Source organism: Chromobacterium haemolyticum (assembly GCF_009936155.1).
Classification (GTDB): domain Bacteria; phylum Pseudomonadota; class Gammaproteobacteria; order Burkholderiales; family Chromobacteriaceae; genus Chromobacterium; species Chromobacterium haemolyticum.
Window position 1 is genome coordinate 646,868 of the sequence record NZ_AP019312.1, and the last position, 25,506, is coordinate 672,373.

Genomic DNA, 25,506 nt, shown 5'->3' on the forward strand with positions numbered 1-25,506 from the left:
CAAGGTCCACCGTCATGTTGAATGAAATGCCTAGCGTGAAGAGCCGCTTCATTTTCGCCTGTTGTCTGCTTGCCGGGTTTTTGTCGAGCTCCGCGGCTTACGCGGCTCTGCCGACAATGCCCAAGCCCGCGGCGAAGCAGGCGGCTTCGGCGCCCGCTGTCAGCCTGACGGACAAGCTGGCCGAGGCACAGCAGGCGCTGGATCAATTGGAAACCATCAAGCTGGACAAGCTGCCGGCCGGCGTGACGCCGGGAGAGCTGTTGTTCCGTCGCGCCTTGCTGGAGCGTCTGGTGGCGTCCTACGCTTGGCAGCTGGATCTCGCGGGTGAACGCGATCAGCGGCTGAGGCAGCAAGCCGAGGCCGAGGAGGCTTTACGGATCTGGAGCGGTTTCGCGCAAGCCGGCCCTTATCCGGTGTCCTTGGTGGAAGGCTTGCGCAGCCGCTTGCAGACTGGAGGCTGGGAGAAAGAGACCCAGCAGGCTCAGCAACTGATGCTGTCGCAGATGCAGGAAGCGATGCGCAACAGCCTCAAGCTTAATGAAGTGAGCTTGCGCCAGGCGCGGGAACAGTTGGAGGGCGCGGCTGCCGGAGAGGCCGAGGCGCTGCGCTGGAAGATGGACGGCGCGCGTTGGCGTCGCGACATCAGCGCGTCGGAGTTGCTGCAGTTCGATGCCTTGGGACAGGTGCTGCGCATCCGCCAACAAACGTTGCAGGCGCAGCTGGAGCTCTGGCGCAAGCAACTGGACGGCATCGGCAAACAGGTCCGCTTTCAGCCGGCCGAGCTGGACGGGGTGCAACGGCGGCTGGGAGAGGAACGCCTGCGGCTGGAGCGGGAAATGGGCGCGCATGAGCAGCGCCGCCGCCGGGTTAAGGCCGAGTTGGAGGAGTTGGAGAGGCAGCTGGCCGCGTTGAAGCTTAAAAAGGACGCGCCGGCGCAGGCTGCCCTGCTACAGGATTTGACCCAGCGCACAGTCGAGCAACGCCAGGCTCTGGACAATAGCGACCTCGCGGTGCAACTGACGCGCATCCGACAAGAGGCCAACTCACAGGAAGGCGGCATTTGGGAATACCGCTACCAGCTGTACGCCGGCAAGGCGGCCAACCTGGCCGAAGTGGCCAGCGCCAGCCGCCAGGCCGGCGAGGAGTTGGGCGCGGTGCGCGACTATCTGCAAAAAGAGGCCGAGCTGACGATGGCCAAGATGGCGGACGTGCAGCATGAGATCGGTCTGGACCGCGGCAGCGGCCACGCGCTGGCCATGCTGCAACTGCTGCGCCAGCGGCTGGACATCGTCAACGCCGCTCAGCAGCCGGTGCAGGCGGCTTTGACCGGCATTCTGCTGCTGCAGCAGGAGTTCGATGTCGGCGCGCCGGCGGAGGGCACGCCGCAGGAGGTGTCCCGTCGGCTAAGCGAGCGCGTGTTGCAGGCGTCGCGGGCGCTGTGGAATTATGAGCTGTTCAGCGCCGACGACAGCGTGGAAATCAACGGCCAGAAAGTGCAGGCCACCCGCAGCGTGACCATCGGCAAGAGTCTGGGCGCCATCCTGGTGCTGCTGATAGGCTACGCCGCCAGCACTGCGCTGCTGCGCGCTTTGCGGCGCCTGGCCACGCATCGCTTGGGCGTGAGCGAAGCCGCCGCCAATATCTGGTGGCGTTGGAGTTATGTCTGCGTGATCGCTCTGCTGGTGGTGTTCGCGCTTAATCTGGTCAAGATTCCGCTGACGGTGTTCGCCTTCCTGGGCGGCGCCTTGGCGATCGGCATCGGCTTCGGCACTCAGAACCTGCTGAAGAACCTGATCAGCGGCGTGATGCTGCTGGTGGAACGGCCGCTGAAAGTGGGCGATTTCGTTCAGGTCGGCGGCATCAGCGGCACCGTCAGCAGCATAGGGCTGCGCTCTTCGGTGGTGCGCGCCGGCGACGGCATCGAAACGCTGATCCCCAACTCCACCTTCGTGGAGAGCGCGGTGACCAACTGGACGTACAGCAACCGGCGAATTCGCCGGAAAATAGCCATCGGCGTGGCTTACGGCAGCCCGCCGCGCGAGGTGTGCAATCTGTTGCTGGCGGAGGCGGAGCGTCATGGCCTGGTGCTCAAGGAACCGCCGCCTCGGGTGCTGTTCAGCAACTTCGGCGTCGACGCGCTGGAGTTTGAACTGGAATACTGGCTGGACATCGGCGACGCCGACTCCGTGCAGGTGGCCAGCGACTTGCGCCACATGATAGACGGCGCGCTGGCCAAGGCCGGCATCGAGCTGCCTTTTCCGCAGCGCGATGTGCATTTGCAACAGGGCGAGCCCTTACAGATTGAAGTCAGACGCGCGGGCGACGGTCGGGCGTCTGACAGTTTTTAAACGGTTGTTTGATTTTTGATCGCGCGCCATGCAACATGCATGCGGTAGCGGGGCTTTTGAACCCGGCGCGCGATTAAGGAGATGCAGTGGAACGCGATTACATGGAATACGATGTGGTGATCGTCGGCGGCGGCCCCTCCGGGCTGACCGCGGCGATTCGCCTGAAGCAACTGGCGGCGGAGCAGGGCCGGGAGGTCAGCGTCTGTCTATTGGAGAAGGGCTCGGAAATCGGCGCGCACATCTTGTCCGGCGCGGTGATCGAACCGCGAGTGCTCAATGAGCTGATTCCGGACTGGAAGGAAAAAGGCGCGCCGCTGAACACCGAGGCCAAGTCCGACCGCTTCCTGCTGCTGACTGAGACCGAATCCATCCAGCTGCCGACGCCGCCGCAGATGCACAACCACGGCAACTACATCGTCAGCCTCGGCAATTTCTGTCGCTGGCTCGGCCAGCAGGCCGAGGAACTGGGCGTGGAAATCTACCCCGGCTTCGCCGCCGCCGAAGTGCTTTATCACGAGGACGGCTCGGTCAAGGGCGTGGCCACCGGCGACATGGGCATCGGCAAGGACGGCGAAAAGACCGACGCCTGGCAGCCCGGCATGGAGCTATGGGCCAAGCAGACCATCTTCGCCGAAGGCTGTAGGGGCTCGTTGACCAAGGCCTTGTTTGAGCGTTTCCGCCTGCACGACGGCGCCGATCCGCAAACCTACGGCATCGGCATCAAGGAGTTGTGGGAAGTGAAGCCGGAACTGCACCAGCCGGGCAGCATCACCCATACCGTGGGCTGGCCGGTGGACACGGCCACCTACGGCGGCTCCTTCATGTACCACTTGGAGAACAACCAAGTGGTGGTGGGCTTCGTCATCGGCCTGGATTACCAGAACCCCTACCTGTCGCCGTTCGAGGAATTCCAGCGCTTCAAGACCCATCCGGCCATCCGCAAGGTGTTCGAGGGTGGCCGCCGCCTGTCCTACGGCGCGCGTGCGCTGACCGAGGGCGGCTTGCAAAGCCTGCCGCGCCTGACTTTCCCCGGCGGCTTGCTGGTGGGCGACACCGCCGGCTTCCTCAACGTGCCCAAGATCAAGGGCACGCACACCGCGATGCAGTCGGCGATGCTGGCGGCGGAAGCGGTGTTCGAACTGCTGGGCCAGGAGCAGCCCGCGCGCGAAGCCACCGCCTATAGCGAGAAGTTCAAGCAGAGCTGGCTGCATGAGGAGTTGCACCGAGTGCGCAATATCCGGCCGTCGTTCCGCTGGGGCCTGTGGCCGGCGATGATTTATTCGGCGCTGGACACCTTCCTGTTCCGCGGCAAGGCACCGTGGACGCTGCGCCATCACCAGGCCGACCATCAAAGCCTGAAGCCGGCCGACGAGTGCGCGCCCATCGCCTATCCCAAGCCGGACGGGGTGCTGACCTTCGACCGCCTGTCCTCGGTGTTCATCTCCAACACCAATCACGGCGAGGACCAGCCGCCGCATTTGAAGCTGAAGGACGCCAGCGTGCCGGTGGCGTTCAATCTGGCCAAGTACGATGCGCCGGAACAGCGTTACTGCCCGGCCGGCGTTTACGAAATCGTCGGCCGCGAAGAAGGCGAGCCGCGCTTGCAGATCAATGCGCAGAACTGCGTGCATTGCAAGACCTGCGACATCAAGGACCCAAGCCAGAACATCGTCTGGACCACGCCGGAAGGCGGCGGCGGCCCCAACTATCCCAATATGTAAACGGGATGATTTGGCGAAACCCCGGAGCGCGCTCCGGGGTTTTTCTTGACAAGCCGGGCCGATTATTGGCAGCATGGACGACATGACTCAATCTTTCGCCTTCTTCAACAGCTATTTTTATTGGTACCGCACACCGGCGGCGCCAAGGGATGGCTGTGAACTGAAAGATTGATCCAGCACTAGTAAAGATTCCCGATAAATGCCGCCGCGCTACCGGCGGCATTTGTTTTTCCTCCCCGAAATACATGACCTCCGGAAGCCAGGCCAGACCCCTAGGAGGTCCGTTCCATGAATGAAGTCAGCGATGCCGCGCAAATCGCGCGCCAGTCTTGGTCCCTGCTATGTCCTTGCGACGCCGTGCCGGTGAGAGTGTTGACCGACGGCGAACGCTACGCCAACCATCCGGCGCCGGACGCCGCGTGGATGGCCGCCGCGCGACGCGACGGCGGCGTGCTGGAAAGCCGCTTGCCGCAACTGCGCGCGATGGCCATGCTGCTGGCGGCGCAACGCTGGCGCGAACGGAGCGGGGAGACCTCGGCGCGGCTGGCCGACGCCGCGGATTGGCTGGCGGCGCGCATTCTGCTGCTGGGTCTCAGCCATGTGTTGGTGACGGCGGAGAGCTTTTCCCTGCTGGATCTGGCGAACCGTCGCTGCCGCGCGTGGTCGGAACAGACCGGCCAGCCGTTTGCGCCGGCGCTGCCCATCCTGGTGGCGGACGCCGGCGGCGAATCCTGCCTGCAAGCCTGGAGCCGCAGCGCCGAAGTGGCGCTGGCTTTGGCCGGCGGCAGAGCGGAGGCGGCGTTGACGCGGCATTGCGAGCAGCGCTTGCAAGCGCTGCTGGCTAGGGTATCTTGTTAATTGTTTCGCATGAAATTTAAGCCGGGGAGGCATGATGTCGATGGACGTGATTACGCAAGAAGACGAACGCAAACTGAATAATCTGACCCTTGTGGTCTATATCCTGCAGGCAATCAGCCTGTTTGTCGGCCTGACAGGTTTGGTGGCGGTGATCATCAACTACGTCAAGCGCGACGATGTGCGCGGCACGCGCTATGAGAGCCATTTCAACTGGCAGATCCGCACTTTCTGGTGGGCCTTGCTCGGCACTGTGCTGGGCGTGGCGCTGGCCTGGATCCTGGTGGGCTTCGTGATCCTGGGCGTCACTTGGGTGTGGTACGTCTACCGCATCGTGCGCGGTTTCCTGAATTTCAACGACGGCAAGCCGATGCCGGAGTAAAGCGGTAAAAAAGACGGGCGCGGACATGGATGATGCCCGGCGCCCGCAAGGGTTCTGCGCGAACCGGAAAATGGGCGGCGAACGCCGCTGGTTTTTGAAGGCCGCCTACATGCTAAACCCCGTGCCTGCTCGTCCCCAGTTAAACCGCGCCCGCGTTTGCGCCATGTCAAGCCGGAGCCGGGCAACGGGCATGGTCAGAGCGCCGCGGTTTTGGCACAATGCGCAACTTGCTTGAAGGGAGCCGCAATGCAAGCCGATGATTTGCAAAGCCTGGTGACCCGGGCCATGCCGTTTGGCAAACACAAGGGCACGCTGATCTGCGATCTGCCCGGCAACTATCTGAACTGGTTCGCCCGCGAAGGATTTCCCCCCGGCGAAATTGGCCGCCTGCTGCAATTGATGCAGGAGCTGGACCATAATGGTCTAACCTATCTACTTGATCCGATAAGAAAGCGCTAGAAGCATGGCAATCCAATGGTTCCCCGGCCATATGAACAAGGCCCGCAAGGATGTGGCCGAGCGATTGAAAGACATCGACGTGGTCATTGAAATGCTGGACGCGCGGCTGCCGGCTTCCAGCGCCAATCCCATGCTGGCGCGCATGGCCAAGGGCAAGCCGCGGCTGATGATTCTGAACAAGCAGGATCTGGCCGACGCCGCCGCCACTTTGCAGTGGCTGGAATGGTATCGCGCCAAGAAGAACACCCAGGCGCTGGGCATGGACGCCGGCGAACGCGCTCCCGCTCAGAAGCTGGTGGCGGCCTGCCGCGAGCTGGCGCCGACGCGCGGCGGCCTGGAAAAGCCGCTGCGGGTGTTGATCTGCGGCATCCCCAACGTTGGCAAATCCACGCTGATCAACAGCATGAGCAGCCGCAAGGTGGCCAAGACCGGCAATATGCCGGGCGTTACCAAGAACGAACAGCGCATCATTCTGGCCGACGACGTGGAGTTGTTCGACACCCCGGGCATGCTGTGGCCCAAGATCGAGGTGGAAGAGGGCGGCTACAATTTGGCGGCCAGCGGCGCGGTGGGCCGCAATGCGATGGACGAGGAGGAAGTGGCGTTGGAGCTACTCAAGTATCTGCTCCAGCACTATGCGCCGGAATTGACGGCGCGCTACAAGCTGGACGACATCGCCGGCCAGCAGGACTGGCAGGTGCTGGAAATGATAGGCCGCAAGCGCGGCGCGGTGCAGTCCGGCGGCAAGATCAATGTGCAAAAGGCGGCTGAGATCGTGCTGACCGATTTTCGCGACGGCAATATCGGCCGCATCACGCTGGAACGCCCGGCCGAATGGCTGGCGTGGGAAAAGCGGGCCAAGGAGTTGGCGGCCATCCGGGCCGCCGAGCGCGAAGCCAGGCAACAGGAGAGAGACAGCAAGAAATCCGGCAGCCGTTGAGCCGGCGTCCATTCTCACCCCGCCCATGCGCGGCCCGATTCCGGGCCGCGTTTTATTTGCCTGCTCAAAGCGGCTGGCAGGGCTCGCTGAACCCATAGCCCACGCCCCGGGCCGCCAGGATAGGATTGTGCTGCGGCGCGATGCCGCTGAGTTTGCGCCGCAGCCGGCTGATCAAGGTTTCCAGCCGGCGCTCATCGTAGTGTAGGTAATTGGCGCCCAGCGCTTCCGCCAATTCGCGGCGGTGCGCCGGTTCCGGCGCGCGCCGCAGCATTGCGCTCAGCACTTGGTGCTCCGCGTGGGTCAGGTGCAACTGCTGGCCGTTGGGCGCGGTCAGCATGCGATTGGCGGCGTGGTAGCGCCACCCGTCGGCGCGTTCCGCCGCGTCGCCGTCCAGCCGCCGCAGCACGCTGGCCAGCGTGGCCAGCAGTTCCGCCAGCGGCGTGGGCTTGACCAGATAGGCGTCGGCGCCTTGCTGCAAGCCTTGAACCTTGTCGTCCAGCGCGCCGCGCGCGGTGAGCATGACTTGTCCCAGGCCGGGGTGGCTGGCGCGCAGCCTCCGGCTGAGCGCCATGCCGTCGATATCGGGCAAGCCCAGATCCAGAATCAGCAAGCGGCAGGGATGCTCGGCCAAGTGCCGCTCCAACTCCTGGCCGCAAGCCAGGCCGGTGGCTTGAAAGCCACAGCGTTTGAGCTGGAACAGCAACTCTTCGCGCAGGTCCGGATTGTCTTCAAGCAAGGCTATATGCGTCATGAGCGGCTTTCGGTAGATACAAGATGAAACTAGCGCCGTGTGGCCAGTCAGGGTCCAGGCCCAGTTCGCCGCCGTGCTGAACGGCGATGCGCCGCGCCAGATGGAGGCCTAGCCCCAGGCCGGGACGGTTGCTGGTCTCCGCTAGCCGAGTGAAACGCTGGAAAATAGCTTCTTCCTGGCCCGGTGCGATGCCGGGGCCGTGGTCGCTGATCTGCCAGACGACGCGGTCGGCTTGGCGGCGGATGCCGATTTGAATGGGGGTGTCCGGGTGCGCGTATTTCAGGGCGTTTTCCATCAGGTTCTGCAACAGCACCGACAGCAGCTGCGCGTCTCCGTAGAGCGGCATGCGCTCTTGGCCGATTTGCAGCTGGAACCGCCGCTGCTCATCCGCGTCCAGCTGTTCCAGGCTGTGGCGGGTCAGTTCCAGCAAGTCCAGCGATTGCGCGTGCAGTCTGGCGTCGCTCACATCGGCTCGGCCGTGTTGTTCGGCCAGCCGCATCAATTCCTGCATCCGCAGCAGCGCGCGCTGAATGCGCTCGTGGCGGGCCTGACGCTGTGCGAGCACGGTCGGCTCCGGCGCGTCCTCCTCCAGTAGACGCAAGCTGCTGCTGGCGGCGTCAATGATGGCCACCGGGGTGCGGATTTCATGGGTGATCATCGCCAGCAGATCGGTCTGCTCCTCGCGCGCCTCCCGCTGGCGCAGGCTATCGGCCTGGGCCTGGCTGGCCTGGTGCAGCGCCTCGATGCGTTCGCGCTCCAGCGTGCGCATGCGCAGGAACAGACCGATGTAGAGCAGGGTGATGGGTGGCAGGTCGGCCAGCCGGCCGTATTCCTGGATCCAGGATTGATAGGGGATATGCCCCAGGTGCAATAGCAGCGCGGGGATATTGAGCGCCAGATTGGTGGGCAGGTGCAGCGCGATCAGGCGGTCGCCGCTATCGTTGCGTTGCCATAGACGCCAGCAGACCGGCAAGGTCAGCAGATTGATGAAGATGACGGCGTAGAGCGTGACCGGAATGCTGTAAGCGAGGCCAAAGGGCCAGAACAAGGCGCACAGCACGGTGGCGGCGCCGGCGGCGGCCTGCAGCTGGTATAGCCGGTAGGTGCGGGGGTAGTCGCGCTTCAGTTCCAGCAGATGGGCGAAATAGGCGCAGCCCAGCATGACGGCGGCGCCCAGGCCGACGTAATTGCACAGCAGCGCGATCTGGGGCTGTTCCGGAAACAGCAGCAGGCGTGCCATGCCGTCGGTGGCGAATCGATGGCAGGCCACCGCCAGGATGTAGCCGAACAGCTTGGCGTGCTGCGCTTGGCGGGTGATCAGCCAGGCCGCCAGCGCGATCAGCACCATGGTGAGCATATAGCCGTAAATCAGGCCCAGTTGCAGCAGGCGCTCGTTGTGGTGGGCGACCAGATCCGGCTCGCTCCACAGGCGCGGCTGCGCGTTCAGAGCCAGGGACTGGATCTTGACGAACACGGTCTGTTCGCTCGGCTGCAGGGAAAAGCTGGCGGCCATCAACGGCAGCTCCATCGCGGACATCGGCCGCCAGGAGCCGATGTCCTGTCTTCGCCAGCCGCCGTCTGGCAGGGGTTGGAATAAGCTTAAGCGGGCCAAATAGCTGGGGATCAGCTCCAGCCAGGGCCGTGGCGGCACATCATGTAGCTGGAGCCGCAGCCAGCAGGTGTCGTGGCCGTAGCCGCGCGCCAGTTTGCCGTCGGGCAGCGGCTGGAAACGCGCTTGCCAGCCGGGGCTGGATATTTGATTGATGCCGAGACTGGCGTCGGCGCTGCAAAAGGCGCCGGCGTCCCGCTCGCTGAAGGTCTGGAAGCCGGCATGAGCGGCGCCGCCCATTAACAGCAGGCACAGCAAGAGTATCGACAGCGCGCGTGTCATCGGGGCAATGGCTCGAAATCCGGGATTGGGGCGACATTGTGACGGCAATGTCATTTTTTGTCAGTGCTTACGCCAAAAATTAAAACAGCCACCGTTAGCGTAATAAATAATGACTTTGTAATGACATGTCCGGGTGGACAGTTTTAGCAGTGAGTAGGGGGTGAGAGGTCGGTTTTAACGCAGCAGCAGCCATAGGCCGATAAGGACCACGAGCGCGCCCACGGCTTGCGCCAACCACGCCGACCAGTGCTTGCCCGGCTCCAGGCAAGCCTCTTCGGGATTTTGCGGGTCGTAGAACACTTGTACGACCTGACCCGCCGGGTAGCGCTGAACGATTTCGAGCGCTTGTTGATCGCTGCTGCCGTAGCCGGGATTGGGGAAGCGCAGCCGCTCGGCGCGGTGGATACGGCCGGCCACGTGGTATTCATAGCGTACGACGGCGCGGTATTCCCTGCGATCCGAGCTGTCGCCGCCGCGCGCATGGCGCCAGTCCACTTCGCTGGAGACTATCTTGCCGACGACGCTGGGCCAGGCGGAGGCTTGCTGGGCTTTGACGGACTGCTGCCAAAGATAGACGGAAACGGCCAAGCCGATGGCGATGACCAGCAGGGCGATGACTTTTTCGCTCATGGGGCGCGGATGCCTCGGTGAACGCGCCGGCGCGGCAGCGGCAGCTTGGCCCGCAGCCGATACAGCAGCGCCCAGCCGAACAGCGCGCTCAGCGCCGCCAGGATGAATTTGGCGCTGCCGATATCGCTGTCCCCGCCCTTGATCAGCACGGACTCAGCGGGGCTGCGCGGATTGTAGTAGACGGTGATCGCCTTGCCGGCGGGAAAGCGCCGCGTCAGGTCGTCGGCGTTGCTGCGGTCGCCGGGCAGGGCGTTGTCGACGGCGAACAGCCGGTCGCTGTGGTAGACCTGGCCGCGCACCGTGTACAGGTATTGCACATGGGGCTGCCAGTAAAGTTGATCGGGGTGTTCGGTGCTGGACACCACCAGCATGCGGCTGCTCTCCACGTGGCCCGGCGCGTTGCGCCATTCGCGTAATTGATGGCTGGGTGTCAGCAAGACCGCGATCAAGCCCAGAAGGCTGGCGAGAAAGGCCAGCATCAGCGCGCTAACCCGGGCTTGCGGCGAGAATTTCATGATGGGGTCAGACGGCTTGTCCGGGGTGCTCGAACCAGGTCAGCAGAATGGCCTGGGCCGCTACCTGATCCAGCGCCGGCTTCTGCTTGCGGCCGCGCACGCCGGCTTCTTCAAGCATGGATTCGGCCACCACCGAGGTCAGCCGTTCGTCCACCAGCCACACCGGCAGACCGTAGCGGCCCTTGAGCCGGTTGGCGAAGCGGCGCGCCAGTTGCGTCATCTGGTGTTCAGTGCCGTCGATGTGCATCGGCAGCCCCACCACCAGCTGCGCCGGCCGCCATTCCGCGATTAAAGCGGCGATGGCGGCGAAGCGGGCGTCGTTGATTTCCGTGTCTATGGTGATGAGCGGGTGGGGAATGCCGAGCAGGGTGTCCCCGACGGCGACGCCAATGCGGCGCTCGCCGAAGTCGAATGCCAAGGCGCAACCTTCAGGCATGGCCGACATCCGTGGACAATAGGGAAGGATCGAAGCCCAGCAGCGCCATCGCGGCGTCGTAGCGCTCCTCGCAGGGCAGGCCGAAGATGATGTCCGGCTGCGCCGGCACCGTCAGCCAACCGTTGTCGGCGATCTCCTGCTCCAGCTGACCGGCGCTCCAGCCGGAATAACCCAGCGTGATCAGCATGCGGTCCGGCTGCTTGTGGTTTTCGGACACCGCCATCAGCACGTCCTTGGATGTGGTCAGCGCGATGTCGTCGGTGACCAGCAGGCTGGATTGCCAATTGCCCACCGGCATGTGCAGCACAAAGCCCCGGTCCGGCTGCACCGGGCCGCCGAAGTAAATCGGCTCGGCGCGGAGCGAGTCGCCGTCCAGCGGCAGATCGATTTGATCGAACAACTGCGCCATGGCGATGCCGGAAGGCTTGTTGACGATCAGGCCCATGGCGCCGTGCTCGCCATGCTCGCAGACGAAGACCAGCGAGCGAGAGAACAGCGGGTCCGCCATATTGGGCATGGCGATCAAGAATTGATTGGACAACGATAGCGGTTCCATGCGGCCATTATGGCATAAGTGGGCTGTCTGGGTAGATGCGGCTGCGCGACGCGCAACAGGTCCGCGCGCGACGCGCGGCCGGCGCGGGCAACTGCTAAAATGCCGATTTTCGCCCAGCCATTGCGAGGACATCTTGCGTCTCACCCACATCAAGCTTGCCGGTTTCAAGTCATTCGTCGATCCCACCAGCATTGCCGTGCCCGGTCAACTGGTGGCGGTGATCGGCCCCAATGGCTGCGGCAAGTCCAATGTGATAGACGCGGTGCGCTGGGTGCTGGGCGAGTCCTCGGCCAAGCAACTGCGCGGCGAATCGATGCAGGACGTGATCTTCAACGGCTCGTCCACGCGCAAGCCGGTTAGCCGCGCTTCGGTTGAACTGGTGTTCGACAACGGCGACGGCGCGCTCACCGGCGCATGGGGTCAGTACGCGGAGGTGGCGATCAAGCGGGTGCTGACCCGCCAGGGCGAATCCAGCTACTTCATCAACAACCAGCAAGTGCGCCGCCGCGACATCACGGATCTTTTCCTAGGCACCGGGGTGGGCGCGCGCGGTTACGCGGTGATTGAGCAGGGCATGATCTCCCGCATCATCGAGGCGCGGCCGGAAGAACTGCGCGCCTATCTGGAAGAAGCCGCCGGCGTGTCCAAGTACAAGGAGCGCCGCCGCGAAACCGAACACCGCATCGCGGACACCCGCGCCAATCTGGAACGCATCGCCGACTTGCGACAAGAGCTGGAGCGGCAGGTGGAGCGCTTGTCCGAACAGGCGGAGGTGGCAGCCCAATACCACGATCTGCGCGGCGCGCTGACCCATAAGCAAAACCTGCTGGCTCTGGCGCGACGGGAAGAGGCCGCGCGCAACGAGGCGGCGGCGCGCGGGGAACTGGCGCGCATTGAAACCGAAGAAGCGGCGCTGGAAGCGGCGGTCACCCATGTGGAGGCCGAGTCCGAAACCGTTCGCGAAAGCCATTTCGCCGCCAGCGACGAAGTGCACGAGGCGCAGCAGCGCTTGTTCGAGGCCAACGCCCAACTGGCGCGGCTGGAAGAGGCGCAGCGCCACCGAGAGCAAAACCGCGCCCGCGTCGACCGAGAGCTGAGTGCCGTGCGCACCGAGCGTCAGGTGCTGGCCGAAAGCCGCGGCCAAGTGAAGGCTGAGCTGGACGACTGGCTGCCGCGGCGCGAAGAAGCGCAGATGAGGCTGGAAGAGGCGCAAATGACGCTGGAAGACGGCGCCGACGAATTACCCACCGCCGAGGCGGAATACCGCGCGATAGAGCAGCAGTTGAACGGGCTGACCGCGCAGCAGGCCAAGCTCAGCCGGGATCGAGACCTGGCGCGCCAGAACGGCGAGCATCAGCGTCGCAATCTGGAGCAGCTGTCCGGCCGCGAAGACGCGTTGCGCCGAGAACTGAGCGATTTGAATCTGCCGGACCAAGAGCGGCAGCAAGCCGCCGCCGCCGAAGTGGAACGCGCGCGCGGCGCGCTGGAGACGGTGCGAGGCCGGCTGGTGGCCGACGAGGCCAAGCAGGCGGACCTGGCCGCCGAGCGCGAAAAACTGGACGAACAACTGGCCGCGCTGCGCGGCGAACAGGCGCGGGCCGAGGCCGAGGCCGCCGCGCTGGCCGGAATGCTGGCGCGCGAGGCGGCCAGCGAGCAATTGGACGGCTGGCTGCAGCGCCGGGGCCTGGCCGAGGCGCCGCAGTTGTGGCAGAGCCTGCAGGTGGAGCCTAAATGGCAGCCGGCGCTGGAAGCGGCGCTGGGCGAACGCCTGGCCGCGCGCGCCGCCGCGCTGTCCGGCGAATTGCCGCCGGCGGCGCTGGCGTTGGCGGACGGCGCGACGGCGCGCGGCTGGGAAGCGGAGCGCTCGTGGCCGACGCTGTTGCAACAGGTGCGAGCCGCCCAACCCTTTCAGGCCGCCTTGCAAGACTGGCTGGCCGGCGTCTATTTGGCCGGATCGTTGGACGAGGCACTGGCCTTGCGCGAACAATTGCCGGCCGGCGCTTGCCTGCTGACGCCGGAAGGCCACCGCGTTTACGCCGCCAGCCTGTGCCTGCACGCCGAAGCCGGCGGCGACGGGCTGATGGCGCGCAAGGCACTGTTGGAGGCGGCCCAGGCGCGCTTGGAGACCTTGTCGCCGGAAATCGACGCCTTGCAGCGGCGCCGCGAATCATTGCAAAGCCGCGGCGGCATGCTGGCCGAGGCGGTGCGGGCGCAAAAGGGCGCGTTGACCCGTTTGGAGGCGGAGCTGAACGCGGCGACCCTGGAGCACGTCAAGCTGGACCAGGCCGCGCGCCAGGGCGCGGCGCGGCTGGCGGCGATCGAGGCCGAGCGCCGGCGCATCGCCGAAGAGGGCGAATTGGCGCGCCAGAGCATCGCCGAAGCCGAAATGCTGGGCGAAGAGACGGCGTTGACGCTGGAAGAACTCACGGTGCAATTGGAAGACATGCGAGTCGACCGGCTCAATGCCGAGACGGGGTTGCAGTTGGCGCGCAACAAGACGCGCGACGCCGAGCGCATGCTGCACGAGATCAAGCTGGAAATGAGCACCGCCGAGCAGAAGGTGGCGGAGCTGACGCGGAGAGGCCGCGAACTGGATGAGCGCGATCAGCAACTGGCCGAGCGTTTGGAGACTCTAGCCGAGGAAGCCGAGGCGGTGGAGGAGGCGGTGCCCGAAGAGGCCTTGCAACTGGCCTTGGCCGAACGCGAACAGCGCGAGCACAGCCTGGGCGCGGTGCGTGACCGGCTCAACGGCCTGACCGAGAAGCTGCGCGAATTGACCCAGCAACAACAGCAAGCCAACGCCGCTTTGCCGGCGCTGCGCGAAGCGCGCTCGGACTGGTTGCTCAAGCACCAGGAGGCGAGGCTGGCGATGGAGCGTTTCGCCGAAGAACTGGCCAGCGCCGGCGCCGACGAAGCCGCGCTGATGGCCGATCTGAGCGAGTCGGTGAAGCCGAACGCGCTGGCCGCCGAGATCGCGCGGCTGGCGCGCGCGCTGGAAGGCCTGGGCGCGGTCAACCTGGCCGCGCTGGAAGAACTGGATGAGGCCCGGAAGCGCGGCGACTACCTGGCCAATCAGTCCGAGGACCTGAATCAGGCGATGGCCACGCTGGAGGAGGCCATCGCCAAGATAGACGGCGAAACCCGCGAGATGCTGCAAGCCACTTACGATGCGGTCAACACCAAGATGCGGGAGTTTTTCCCCACGCTGTTTGGCGGCGGCCGCGCCGAGCTGGTGCTGACCGGCGAGGACTTGCTGGACGCCGGCGTGCAGATCATCGCCCAGCCGCCGGGCAAGAAGAACAGCACAATTCACCTGCTGTCCGGCGGAGAAAAGGCGCTGACTGCGATGAGCCTGGTGTTCTCGCTGTTCTCGCTGAACCCGGCGCCGTTCTGCCTGCTGGACGAGGTGGACGCGCCGCTGGACGACGCCAATACCAGCCGTTTCTGCGATCTGGTCAAGCAGATGTCGGAGCGAACCCAGTTTCTCTATATTTCTCATAACCGCCTGACCATGGAAATGGCCGAACAACTGGTGGGCGTGACCATGCAGGAACAGGGCGTCAGCCGCATTGTGGCGGTGGACATCGTGGAAGCGTTGAAAATGCGGGAAACCGCCTGAGAATCTGCTCAAAGTCTGCGGCGCTTCGTGAAGCTTTGCACGGTGAGTGCAAGCTCAAAATGCTCATGCACCACTTGACCATTGCGCTTTCTCAGCCGCTTTCGCCTTGTCTCACTCTAGCAGGCGAGGCTTTGAACAGGCTCTGAAGGCTCGAGCTGCCCGCAGACTGTTTTCATTAGTTTCGGTTTGACGGCGCGCAAAATGTAGCGCGCGCGCGAATGGCATACTGCGCAGCTTCCCGGCGGCAGCGGCCGCCGGACGATATCATTGCTGGATGAATAGGCATGACCGTAAGCATCAAGCGTTGGGAACCTGAAAACCCTATTTTCTGGCTGCGCCGCGGGCGGCGCATCGCCAATCGCAATCTCTGGCTGTCCATCCTGTCGCTGCACCTGAACTTCAATATCTGGATGATGTGGAGCATGGTGGTGGTCAACCTGCCGGCGGTCGGGTTCGCGCTCAGCAATCAGCAGCAGTTCCTGCTGGTGTCGATTCCGCCGCTGGTCGGCGCCTTGATGAGGCTGTTGTACTCATGGATATGGAGCTGGGTGGGCGGCGGCCTGTGGCTGGGCATTTCCACCTTGCTGCTCTTGCTGCCGGCTTTGGGCGTGGCCACGGTGGTGCAGGATATTTCGACGCCGTTTCCCATGCTGTTGCTGGTGTCCGGCTTGTGCGGCATCGGCGGCGGCGCTAGCGCTTCCCATCTGTCCAATACCAGCTTTTTCTTTCCCAAGGCGGCCAAAGGGCTGGCGATGGGGTTGAACGCGGGGTTGGGAAATCTGGGCGTGTCGGTGGCGCAATTGGCGATCCCGGTGGTGATTCTGCTGCCCTTGTTCGGCGCGGCCGGCGGTCCGCAGATCTGGGGCGTTGGCGGCGCCGTGCACCCGGTGTGGCTGCAGAACGCCGGGTATCTGTGGCTGCCCTTCATCGTCGTCATCGCGCTGGCCTGCTTGCTGTACGCGCATGATCTGCCCAAGCTGCGCATCACGCCGCATGATCAGCTGGACGCGATGCGCGATCCGCACACTTGGTATATCTGCCTGCTGTACATGGGCAGCTACGGCACTTTCCTCGGCTTCGCCGCCGCCTTTCCTCTGCTGGCGCGCAATATGTTCCCGCTGATCGATGTCACGCCCTACGCCTTTATCGGGCCCATGGTCTGCGCCTTGTCGCGGCCGCTGGGCGGCTGGATGGGCGACCACATCGGCGGCGGCATCGCCACCATGCTCAGCAACGGGGTGATGGCGCTGGCCACCGTCGGCGTTTATCTGAGCATGCCTTCCGCCGGCAACGGCGGTTCGTTCTGGCTGTTCCTCGCCATGTTTCAGTTGATTTTCTTCGCCGCGGGCGTGGGCAACGGTTCGTCTTTTCAATTGGCGCCCAAGGTTTTTCTGTTGCAGGCGGGCCAGCGGGCCAAGGCCGCGGGCCTGGACGTTGCGGAAGCCTACGCGCGCGGTGGGCGGCGCGGCGCGTCGGCGATGAATGTCAGTTCGGTGATGGCGGCGTTCGGCGGCTTCGTGATTCCCAAATCCTTCGGCAGCGCGCTGGCCGCCTTCGGTAGTTTCCTGCCGGCTTTCGGCATGTTCTTTGTGTTTTATCTGGTGTCCATGCTGGTGGCCTGGTGGCATTACAGCCGGCCGGGCAGCCGGATGCGCTGCTGAGGCGAAAGATGGGCGCGCGCCCGGTTTGTTGGGCTTTGTTGGCGTCGTTGGCGCTGCATGCCTTGCTATTGTTCGCTTGGCAAGGCCGTCCGCCTCAGCCAAGCGTGGCCGCGTTGACGCTGAGACTGGCGCAGCCCGCGGGCGGACCTGAGCCCGTTATCGCTCAAAATGCGGCCAAGACCGGGAATCAGGCCGGCAACAAGGTTGAAAATAAAGCGGCGGCCAGGCCAAGCTCCAAGCCAAGCGCCCGTTTTGCGGCGCCTCCGCTTTTACCTGAGGCCGGCCTGGCCGGGCCGGCGACAAGCGCCGTTGAGTCCGCCGGCGACAGTGGTGCGAAGAGCGGGGCCGCCGCGCGGTCGGGGGGCGGCGGCACATCGCAGGGCGGCGTGGACAGCGTGGCATTGTACCGCGCGGAATATCTGAACAATCCGCAGCCGGAATACCCGGAACGCTCACGGGAAAACGGCGAGCAGGGTACGGTTTTACTGCGGGTGAGCGTTAGCGCCGCCGGCCGCTCCGGCGAGGTGACGGTGGCCGTCAGCAGCGGTTATCCGCGGCTGGACCGAGCGGCCAAGACCACGGTGGAGCGTTGGCGCTTCGCGCCGGCCAAACGCAATGGCCAGGCGGTGGATTCGGTGTTGATGGTGCCGGTGCGTTTTCAAAGCCCTTGAGCCGCGGGCGCGGCCGGAATTGAAAATGCAATGGCGGCGAGGGCGCGGGCCGCATCGCGGGGCCGCGTCTCGCCGCCGGGTAAAGGGCGGTGACGGCTGGAGATGCTAAGCCGTGACTTCTTCCTGCTCCTCCAGCGCCAGGCTGAAGCCTTCGCGCAGGCGGCCCAGTTCCTGGCAGAAGCCGGACAGGTCGTGTTCGCCAAAGCGTTTGAAGGCGATCTGCATATAGTCGATATGAGCGGGGAAGGCCTGATCGAACAGACGTTCGCCGTGCTGGGTCAAGGAAACGAACACGCTGCGGCGATCGTTTGGCTGCATGGTGCGGGTAACCAGACCCTTGTCTTCCAGCCGGTCAATGACGCCGGTCAGCGTCCCTTTGGTGATCAACGTGCGGTCGGACAGCTCCTTGCAATTCATGCCCTTGCTATGGCCCAGGGTGGCGACCACGTCGAATTGCGGCGGAGTCAGGCCCAGCTGACGAATGTGCTGGCTGGCAAACTGTTCGAATGCCTGGTAGGTGCGCGCCAGCTCGTGGACCACCGGAAGGAAACTGGCTTGAGAAGTGTTTTTCATCGATCTATCCCTTGCTTTCCTAAGCAGTGTTTAAGACGATTTGGAATCATTCATTTGCATGAACACGAAATATTCTGGCACGAGATATTTCAGAGCGCCCCTGTCAGAAATGTCATCTGCCGGACCTTTCGGCACTGAAAATGACGTTCCGCTTCCATTTGGCCCGCTTGCGGCGGGCCGATTCGCGACGTACAACGGTTGGCTGGAGCCGTTCTACGCGGTCTGATGGAACCAGCAGGGGCGATTCGGCATCCAATTCAGGTTGAGAACCCGGTTTGAAGCGCCAAATTGCCCGCATCAGCTATCGCCCCGGCTTGATTTACGCTGGCGGCACGGCATTTACGTCTAAATTGCCGCCAAATGATGCGCAAGCTGAGGCTTTCGTTATAATAACCGTGGTCTATCGCCGTTCTCGACTGGCCGAAACGCCAGATTCGAACGGTTTTGTTGCCGAATACTTAAAGGGAGGCTGTCGGCCCGGCTATTGCCGAAAGACGCCGCATCGCGCATTGAGAGATGCGCCGGCGCGCGGCGAGGAGGCTGCCGACGGCTTCGATTATTCGCCTTAATGCGGACTGGCTGATGAGCGAATTACAGATTGGTGTATTGATACTGGGCGGCGCGGTGATCGCTCTGGTGTACGGATTCAATGCTTTTCAGGAATGGCGTTTTCGCAAGAAGACTCGCCAGGCCTTCACGCGCGGCCACGACGACGTGCTGCTGGACGTACCCAAGAACAATGTGCGCGACGGCGTGAAGCAGGACCGGATGGAACCGGTGCTGGTGGACGCCTCGCCGGAGCCGGACGACTACGCCGCCGCTTACTTTGAGCCGCAAATCCCCGTGGAGCAGGCGCGAGCCGAGCCTGACCGGCCGCGCGAGGCGGTCTTCGACGCGGTGCCGGTGGTGGAGGAAGAGGACGAGGCTCCGCAGATGGACTCCGCCGATCACCAGGCGCTGGTGGTGGCGATGCTGGACCCGTCTTTGGATTTCATCGCCGAGGTGGTGTTCCATGCGCCGCACGAGCTGGCGGCGATCCCGCGTTTCAACGTGGGCAAGCGCACCCAATTGATAGGCCGCACGGAAAAAGGCCTGTGGAAGCCGGCCGAAGCCCTGCCTGGAACCCGTTACAAGCAGATCAACGTCAGCATGCAGATGGTGGATCGCAGCGGTGCGGTGACTGAGCAGGAACTGGCCGGTTTCTGCCAACAAGTATCGCGTTTCGCCGAGGAGCACGACGCCGCGGTCAGTTTCCCGCAGCGTCAGCAGAAGCTGGTGGCGGCGCGCGAGCTGGACCGTTTCTGCGCCGACGTGGACGTGCTGATCGGCATCAACATCGTGCCGCAGGGGCCGATAGAAGGCACCCGGCTGCGCAGTTTCGCCGAGGCCGCCGGCCTGCAACTGGAGCCGGACGGCGCTTTCCATTACCTGGCGGACTCCGGCAACACCCTGTATTCGCTGATGGCGGCCGACCAGATGCCGTTCACCTTCCACACGCTGCTGGACAAATCCTTCCCGGCGCTGACTCTGTTGTTCGACGTGCCGCGCGTGGCCGGCGGGGTCGAGGTGTTCGACCGGGCCGTGTATTTCGCGCGCCAGTTGGCGCAGGAGTTCGACGCCCAACTGGTGGACGACAACCGCCGTCCGCTGTCCGACGCCGGCCTGACCCGCATTCGCGACCAATTGCTGCACATCTACGGCAGCATGGACGACCGCGGCATCGCCCCCGGCAGCGTGGCCGCCTTGCGGCTGTTTGCCTGACCGGCCGCAAGCCCCGGTGTCTCTTTGCTGTCCAGCCGCTACACTGGGGTAATCGGCCCGCTCGATAATCTTCCGTTTCCAAGGCCGGCGCCACGCCGGCTTTTTCTGTTTGAGTCCGACTGAACATGACCACCCTCACCCCGCAACAGCGCGTAGCCGAACTGCATCAACTGCTGAACCGCTACGGCCACGAATACTATGTGCTGGACGCGCCCACGGTGCCGGACGCCGAATACGACCGCCTGTTCCGGGAGCTGCAGCAGCTGGAACAGGAGCACCCGGAACTGGCGAGCGCGGATTCGCCTACCCGACGCGTCGGCGGCGCGCCGCTGGACGAGTTCCAGCAAGTGACCCACAGCGTGCCCATGCTGTCGCTGTCCAACGCGTTTTCCGATATGCAACTGAGCGAGCGGGAACTGCGCCATGAGGAACTGCTGCAGTTCGATGAGCGGGTGCGCAAGGGCCTGGACGCCGCGGAGGTGGAGTACGCAACAGAGCCCAAGTTCGACGGCCTGGCGATCTCTTTGCTCTACCGCGACGGCGTGCTGGTCCAGGCTGCGACTCGCGGAGACGGCGTGACGGGCGAAAACGTCACCGAGAACATCCGTACCGTGCGCGCGATTCCGCTGCGTTTGCCGGCAGGGGCCGCCGTGCCCAGCCTGCTGGAAGTGCGCGGCGAAGTGTTGATGCTGAAACAGGACTTCGACAAGCTCAACGCCGAGCAGGCGGCGCGCGGCGACAAGACCTTCGCCAATCCGCGCAACGCCGCCGCTGGCAGCCTGCGTCAGCTGGATTCGCGCATCACTGCTCAGCGCCGCTTGTCTTTCTTCGCCTATTCCATCGCTCAGGTGGCAGGCGCGGACTGGCCGGCCAGCCACAGCGCTGAAATGGCCTGGTTGCGCGAGCTGGGCTTCCCGGTGGTGGCCGAGGATTTGCGGCCGGTGGTGCGCGGCGTGGATGGCTTGATCGCCTATTACGAACAGGTGAGGCAGCGACGTCCCGGCCTGCCTTTCGATATCGACGGCGTGGTGTACAAGGTCAACCAGCGCGCCTTGCAGGATGAACTGGGCTTTGTGTCGCGCGCGCCGCGCTGGGCCATCGCCCACAAGTTTCCGGCCGAGGAGGCGCTGACTCAAGTTGAGGCGATCGAGGAGCAAGTGGGGCGCACCGGCGCCATCACCCCGGTGGCGCGCTTGAAGCCGGTGTTCGTCGGCGGCGTCACCGTCACCAACGCTACCCTGCACAATGAGGACGAGGCGCGGCGCAAGGATGTGCGCGTCGGCGATACCGTGATTGTGCGCCGCGCCGGCGACGTGATCCCCGAGGTGGTGTCCGTGGTGCTGGAGCGCCGGCCAATGCAGCCGGCAGCCGGAGGCGATCTGTTCAGCGCCGGCGAAACGCCGCAATACCCCGCCTATCGTTTGCCGGCGGTCTGTCCGGTCTGCGGCAGCCACGTGGTGCGCGAAGAGGGCGAGGCGGTGGCGCGCTGCTCCGGCGGCTTGTCCTGCCGCGCCCAGCGCAGCCAGGCGATTCAACACTTCGCCGGCCGCCGCATGATGGATATCGACGGTCTTGGCGAACGCTATATCGACAAGCTGGTGGAGTACGACTATGTGCGCGGCGTGGCCGATCTGTATCGGCTGACGCTGGAAGACTTGCTGGAGATGAAGCGCCGCGCCGATGAGGACGAAGGCGTGACTCCGGAAACCGTCAAGGCGGGCAAGGTGGCTAGCAAGTGGGCGGAAAACCTGATCGAGGCGATCGCCGCCAGCCGACGGCCGCCGCTGGCGAGGCTGTTATTCGCGCTGGGCATCCGCCATGTGGGCGAATCCACCGCCAAAACCTTGGCCGATTGGCTGGGGACGATGAGCTTGATCCGCCGTTCGCCGGCGGCCTTGTTCGCGGCGTTGCCGGATATTGGCGGCGTGGTGGCGGAATCGCTGGCAGACTTTTTCGCCGAAGCCAATAACGAAGCCGCGCTGGACGCGTTGTTGAGTCATGTCGCCCCGGCCGACGAGCACGCGCCGTCCCCGCGCCTGGCCGAGCGCCTACAGCCGGCCGTGTTGCTGGCGCGGCTGGACATTACGCGTTTGACCGAGGTGCGCAGCCAGCAATTGGCGGCGCAGATAGACGGCCTGGCCGCCTTGGCCGAACGCGAGCGGCGCGCGCTGCTGGATCTGGAGTTGCCGGCCGAGGTGATCAACGCGCTGGCCGACTGGCTTGATTTGCCGGGCAAGCGCGACAGCCTGCGCGCGCTGGCCGCCTTGGTTGACGAGATCCTGGCGGCGCTGCCGGCGCAAGCCGCGGCGGCTGGGGTGCTGGAAGGCAAGACCCTGGTGCTGACCGGCACGCTGCCGACCTTGAGCCGGGATCAGGCCAAGGAGTTGATAGAAGCCGCCGGCGGCAAGGTATCCGGCAGCGTCTCCAAGAAAACCCATTACGTCGTCGCGGGAGCGGAGGCCGGCAGCAAGCTGGCCAAGGCGGAAGAACTGGGCGTGGCGATTGTGGACGAAGCCGGCTTGCAAGCCTTGCTGGCCGGAAAGTAAGCCAAGGAGCGGATATGGCGGACCAAGCCTTTGAACAAGGCAATCAATTCGCGGCGGAAGGCCGCTGGCGCGAGGCGGAGCAGGCGTTTGATCAATGTCTGAGGCGGAACGCCAAGGATTGGCAGGCGCTGGCCAACCGCGCCAACGCCCGCCTGCGCCAAGGCGACAGCGCGCGCGCGCTGGACGACTACCTGGCCGCCGCCGCGCTCAATCCGCAGTCCGTCAACATCAAATGCAATCTGGCTGTGCTGCTCAAGGAATTGGGCGAATTGGAGCTGGCGGAGGCGCTGTTGCGCGAGGCGCTGGCGGCGGAGCCCGAGCATGTGGACGCTTGGAGCAACCTGGGCGTGGTTTTGCAGCACCGCTTGCAATATCAGGAAGCCATCGCCTGCCATTTGCGCGCCATCGAGCTGGCCGGAGTCAGTCCGGCGCGATGCAACAACCTGGGCTATGCCTGCACCTGCGCCTTATTGCTGGACGACGCCATCGCTGTGCTGCAAGGCGGTCTGGAACTGGACCCGGACGACGCCAATCTGCGTTTCAGCCTGTCCATCGCGCTATTGCTGGCCGGCCGCTACGCCGAGGCCTGGCCGTATTACGAGGCGCGCTGGGAGGCCATTCTGCAGCCGCGCCACCACGATCGGCGCTGGCAAGGCCAAGCGCTGGGCGCATCCACCTTGCTGCTCTGGGCGGAACAGGGCTTGGGCGACGGCCTCCAGATGGCGCGTTTCCTGCCGCGGTTGCGAGCCGAGCACCCGAGGGCGCGCCTGCTATTGGCCTGCCCCAAAACCTTCCACCGCCTGTTCGCTCAATTCGATGGCGTGGAATTGTTGGAGCCGGAGGCCGCGCCGGTGTTCGATTGCCAACTGCCGCTGATGTCCTTGCCGGGCGTGTTGGGCATCACCTTGGACAATCTGCCCGCTCAGCCTTATCTGGCGGCGGTGCCGGCGGCAAGCATCCCGCCGTGCCGCGGCGGCCGGCCGCGCGTCGGCGTGGTGTGGGAGAGCGGACAATGGGGCGTGGGCAAGGCCGATCATTGGCGTCGCCACAAATCGGTGCCGCCGGAAGAGTTCGCCGCGCTGTGCCGGCTGCCCGGCATTGATTTTGTGTCCCTGCAGCAGGGCGAGCCGCCTTCGGCTTTGCAAGCTTTGTTGGCCACGCCGGCCTTGAGCGATTTCGCCGACACCGCCGCCTGGGTGGCGGAGCTGGATCTGGTGATCACCGTGGACACCGCCGTCGCCCACCTGGCCGGGGCGATGGGCAAGCCGGTGTGGGTGTTGATGCGCGCGGAAAGCGCGCCCTTCTTCCTGGCCGCCGGCGAGCGAGCCCCGTGGTACGACTCGATGCGGGTCTGGCGTCAGGCGGAAGCCGGCGTTTGGGGGCCGGTGCTGGAAAACGCGGCTCAGGCGCTGGCGCGGCGTTTTGCCGCCGGTTTGTGAGGCCGGGACTTTCACCCGCGGGCCGGGGCGCGGTAGAATGCGCGCCTGTCAACGCTTGTTAACGAGAATGGGCATGAAAAAAATCACGAAAGCGGTCTTTCCCGTCGCCGGCCTGGGCACCCGCTTCCTGCCGGCCACCAAGGCCAGCCCCAAGGAAATGCTGCCGGTGGTGGACAAACCGCTGATCCAGTACGCGGTGGAAGAGGCGATTGCCGCGGGCATGACCGAGTTGATTTTCATCACCGGCCGCAACAAGCGTTCGATTGAAGACCATTTCGACAAGGCTTACGAGCTGGAAACCGAACTGGAAAACAAGAATAAGCAGAAGCTGCTGGAAACCGTTCAGGGCATTATTCCGCCGTCGGTGTCTTGCATCTTCATCCGTCAGACCGAGGCGCTTGGTTTGGGCCACGCGGTGCTGTGCGCGCGGCCGGTGGTGGGTAACGAGCCGTTCGCGGTGATCCTGGCCGACGACCTGATTGAAGGCGCGCCGGGCGCGATGGAGCAGATGGTCAAGCTGTTCGACGAAACCCATGCTTCGGTGCTGGGAGTGGAAACCGTGGCACCGGAAGAAACCAGTTCCTACGGCATCGTCAAGGTGGCGCCGGACGCGCGCGGCCATCAGCAAGTCGAGCACATTGTGGAAAAGCCGCGTCCGGAAGTGGCGCCGTCCAATCTGGCGGTGGTGGGCCGTTACATCCTGACCCCGCGCATCTTCGACAAGCTGGTCAACACCACGGCCGGCGCTGGCGGCGAAATCCAGCTGACCGACGGCATCGCGGCGCTGATGAAGGACGAGCCGGTGTTGGCGCTGCCGTTCAAGGGCGTGCGTTACGACTGCGGCTCCAAGCTGGGCTATCTTAAAGCCACGGTCAATTACGGTTTGCAGCATCATGAGGTGGGCGTCGAGTTCGCAGCCTATCTGCGCTCGCTGGCCAAGAACTAATCGTTTTTTCAATCACGCCGCTCCTGTTTTTTTGATGATATGGGCAAGAGCGGCGTTTGCGTGTGTGAATCAAGGAGTCATCATGCCCAATATTGCCGAGGCCCGTGGCCTGATCAACAGCTCCGACGTGCTGTTTACCGCCGAGGAAGTCAGCGCGGCCGTTGACCGCATGGCGGTGGAAATCACCGAGGAACTGGGCGAAACCTATCCGCTGGTCTTGTCCGTGATGGGCGGCGCCGTGGTGTTTACCGGCCAGTTGCTGCCGCGCCTGGCTTTCCCGCTGGACTTTGACTACGTTCACGTGTCTCGCTACGGCGACAAGACCCAGGGCGGCGAGCTGGTGTGGAAACAAGCGCCCAAGGAAGACGTGCGCGACCGCGTGGTGCTGGTGCTGGACGATATCCTGGACGAAGGCCACACCATGGCGGCGATCCGCGACAAAGTGATGGCCATGGGCGCCAAGGCCTTCTACAGCGGCGTGTTCGCCAACAAGCTGATCAGCAAGGAAAAGCCGATGCTGGCGGACTTCGTCGGCCTGGACGTGCCGGACCGCTACGTGTTCGGTTACGGCATGGACGTGCGCGGCGCCTGGCGCAATCTGCCGGCGATCTACGCGTTGAAATAAGCGCGGCCAGATCGCGAAAAACCCCCGGCTCGCACAAGCAAGCCGGGGGTTTTTATTTTTGGACTTGGTCTCAGAGTCTGTTCAAAGTTTCGCGAACTAGGGCGAGACAAGGCGAAAACCGCTGAGGAAGCGGAATGGTTGGGTGCATGAGCATTTTGAGCTTGTACTCACCGTGCAACGC

The 25,506-nt window shown here is 64.3% G+C and carries 22 protein-coding genes; 15 read left to right on the forward strand and 7 right to left on the reverse strand.

What is annotated here, in order from left to right; translation table 11 throughout:
- Nucleotides 1-14 precede the first annotated feature (14 nt).
- The 6 genes from GYH29_RS02965 to ylqF all read left to right on the forward strand — a co-directional run bounded on the left by GYH29_RS02965 (nt 15) and on the right by ylqF (nt 6,705).
- Nucleotides 15-2,348: a mechanosensitive ion channel domain-containing protein gene (locus GYH29_RS02965; protein ID WP_161523160.1), complete on the forward strand. Its 2,334-nt coding sequence runs from the start codon at nt 15-17 to the stop codon at nt 2,346-2,348.
- Between the two features lie 101 nt (nt 2,349-2,449).
- Nucleotides 2,450-4,069, forward strand: coding sequence for an electron transfer flavoprotein-ubiquinone oxidoreductase (locus tag GYH29_RS02970; protein ID WP_039754279.1), 1,620 nt, complete (start codon nt 2,450-2,452; stop codon nt 4,067-4,069).
- Nucleotides 4,070-4,357: 288 nt separating this feature from the next.
- Nucleotides 4,358-4,927, forward strand: a complete 570-nt coding sequence (locus tag GYH29_RS02975; protein ID WP_019100861.1) for a hypothetical protein — start codon at nt 4,358-4,360, stop codon at nt 4,925-4,927.
- A 40-nt stretch (nt 4,928-4,967) separates the two neighbouring features.
- Nucleotides 4,968-5,306 carry a DUF4870 family protein gene (locus GYH29_RS02980; protein ID WP_039754276.1) on the forward strand — a complete coding sequence of 113 codons (339 nt, stop codon included), beginning with the start codon at nt 4,968-4,970 and terminating at the stop codon, nt 5,304-5,306.
- A gap of 246 nt (nt 5,307-5,552) precedes the next feature.
- Nucleotides 5,553-5,765 carry a DUF3820 family protein gene (locus GYH29_RS02985; protein ID WP_019100859.1) on the forward strand — a complete coding sequence of 71 codons (213 nt, stop codon included), beginning with the start codon at nt 5,553-5,555 and terminating at the stop codon, nt 5,763-5,765.
- 4 nt (nt 5,766-5,769) lie between these two features.
- Nucleotides 5,770-6,705, forward strand: a complete 936-nt coding sequence (gene ylqF, locus GYH29_RS02990) for a ribosome biogenesis GTPase YlqF (RefSeq protein WP_039754268.1) — start codon at nt 5,770-5,772, stop codon at nt 6,703-6,705.
- Between the two features lie 64 nt (nt 6,706-6,769).
- Here the strand turns inward: ylqF and GYH29_RS02995 are convergent, their stop codons facing one another.
- The 6 genes from GYH29_RS02995 to GYH29_RS03020 form a co-directional block, all read right to left on the reverse strand.
- A complete protein-coding gene (locus tag GYH29_RS02995; RefSeq protein WP_081575529.1) occupies nt 6,770-7,456 on the reverse strand; it encodes a response regulator transcription factor in 687 nt (228 codons plus the stop codon).
- A complete protein-coding gene (locus tag GYH29_RS03000) occupies nt 7,434-9,347 on the reverse strand; it encodes a sensor histidine kinase (RefSeq protein WP_043594159.1) in 1,914 nt (637 codons plus the stop codon). Before GYH29_RS03000 ends, GYH29_RS02995 begins: the two co-directional genes overlap by 23 nt.
- Nucleotides 9,348-9,521: 174 nt before the next feature.
- On the reverse strand, nt 9,522-9,977 hold the full coding sequence (locus GYH29_RS03005) for a DUF3592 domain-containing protein (RefSeq protein ID WP_043594158.1): 456 nt from the start codon (nt 9,975-9,977) through the stop codon (nt 9,522-9,524).
- Entirely contained in the window at nt 9,974-10,492 is a 519-nt protein-coding gene (locus GYH29_RS03010) for a DUF3592 domain-containing protein (RefSeq protein WP_081575527.1), read from the reverse strand. Before GYH29_RS03010 ends, GYH29_RS03005 begins: the two co-directional genes overlap by 4 nt.
- A 7-nt stretch (nt 10,493-10,499) precedes the next feature.
- Nucleotides 10,500-10,937 (reverse strand): Holliday junction resolvase RuvX, encoded by a 438-nt coding sequence (gene ruvX / locus GYH29_RS03015; protein ID WP_043594155.1) that lies wholly within the window; start codon nt 10,935-10,937, stop codon nt 10,500-10,502.
- On the reverse strand, nt 10,921-11,484 hold the full coding sequence (locus tag GYH29_RS03020; protein WP_043594153.1) for a YqgE/AlgH family protein: 564 nt from the start codon (nt 11,482-11,484) through the stop codon (nt 10,921-10,923). Before GYH29_RS03020 ends, ruvX begins: the two co-directional genes overlap by 17 nt.
- A 133-nt stretch (nt 11,485-11,617) precedes the next feature.
- On the opposite strand from GYH29_RS03020, the gene smc reads away from it, so the two are divergent.
- The 3 genes from smc to GYH29_RS03035 all read left to right on the forward strand — a co-directional run bounded on the left by smc (nt 11,618) and on the right by GYH29_RS03035 (nt 17,435).
- The gene (gene smc, locus GYH29_RS03025) at nt 11,618-15,103 is read left to right on the forward strand and encodes a chromosome segregation protein SMC (RefSeq protein ID WP_161523161.1); all 3,486 of its coding nucleotides are present in this window, start codon (nt 11,618-11,620) and stop codon (nt 15,101-15,103) included.
- 284 nt (nt 15,104-15,387) lie between these two features.
- A complete protein-coding gene (locus GYH29_RS03030) occupies nt 15,388-16,764 on the forward strand; it encodes an MFS transporter (protein ID WP_019103189.1) in 1,377 nt (458 codons plus the stop codon).
- A 386-nt stretch (nt 16,765-17,150) separates the two neighbouring features.
- A complete protein-coding gene (locus tag GYH29_RS03035; protein ID WP_161523162.1) occupies nt 17,151-17,435 on the forward strand; it encodes an energy transducer TonB in 285 nt (94 codons plus the stop codon).
- A 105-nt stretch (nt 17,436-17,540) separates the two neighbouring features.
- Here the strand turns inward: GYH29_RS03035 and GYH29_RS03040 are convergent, their stop codons facing one another.
- Entirely contained in the window at nt 17,541-18,008 is a 468-nt protein-coding gene (locus GYH29_RS03040) for a MarR family winged helix-turn-helix transcriptional regulator (RefSeq protein WP_019103187.1), read from the reverse strand.
- Between the two features lie 275 nt (nt 18,009-18,283).
- Between GYH29_RS03040 and GYH29_RS03045 the strand changes: the two genes are divergently transcribed.
- The 6 genes from GYH29_RS03045 to GYH29_RS03070 all read left to right on the forward strand — a co-directional run bounded on the left by GYH29_RS03045 (nt 18,284) and on the right by GYH29_RS03070 (nt 25,325).
- Nucleotides 18,284-18,577: a hypothetical protein gene (locus GYH29_RS03045; protein ID WP_161523163.1), complete on the forward strand. Its 294-nt coding sequence runs from the start codon at nt 18,284-18,286 to the stop codon at nt 18,575-18,577.
- 13 nt (nt 18,578-18,590) lie between these two features.
- Nucleotides 18,591-19,769: a cell division protein ZipA C-terminal FtsZ-binding domain-containing protein gene (locus GYH29_RS03050; RefSeq protein ID WP_019103186.1), complete on the forward strand. Its 1,179-nt coding sequence runs from the start codon at nt 18,591-18,593 to the stop codon at nt 19,767-19,769.
- Nucleotides 19,770-19,894: 125 nt separating this feature from the next.
- Nucleotides 19,895-22,315, forward strand: coding sequence for an NAD-dependent DNA ligase LigA (gene ligA / locus GYH29_RS03055; RefSeq protein ID WP_161523164.1), 2,421 nt, complete (start codon nt 19,895-19,897; stop codon nt 22,313-22,315).
- Between the two features lie 14 nt (nt 22,316-22,329).
- Nucleotides 22,330-23,754 carry a tetratricopeptide repeat protein gene (locus GYH29_RS03060; RefSeq protein ID WP_161523165.1) on the forward strand — a complete coding sequence of 475 codons (1,425 nt, stop codon included), beginning with the start codon at nt 22,330-22,332 and terminating at the stop codon, nt 23,752-23,754.
- A 73-nt stretch (nt 23,755-23,827) separates the two neighbouring features.
- Nucleotides 23,828-24,700: a UTP--glucose-1-phosphate uridylyltransferase GalU gene (galU, locus tag GYH29_RS03065; protein ID WP_039755999.1), complete on the forward strand. Its 873-nt coding sequence runs from the start codon at nt 23,828-23,830 to the stop codon at nt 24,698-24,700.
- Between the two features lie 82 nt (nt 24,701-24,782).
- Complete coding sequence (locus GYH29_RS03070) at nt 24,783-25,325, forward strand: hypoxanthine-guanine phosphoribosyltransferase (protein ID WP_019103182.1); 543 nt, start codon at nt 24,783-24,785, stop codon at nt 25,323-25,325.
- The last annotated feature ends 181 nt before the right edge of the window (nt 25,326-25,506 follow it).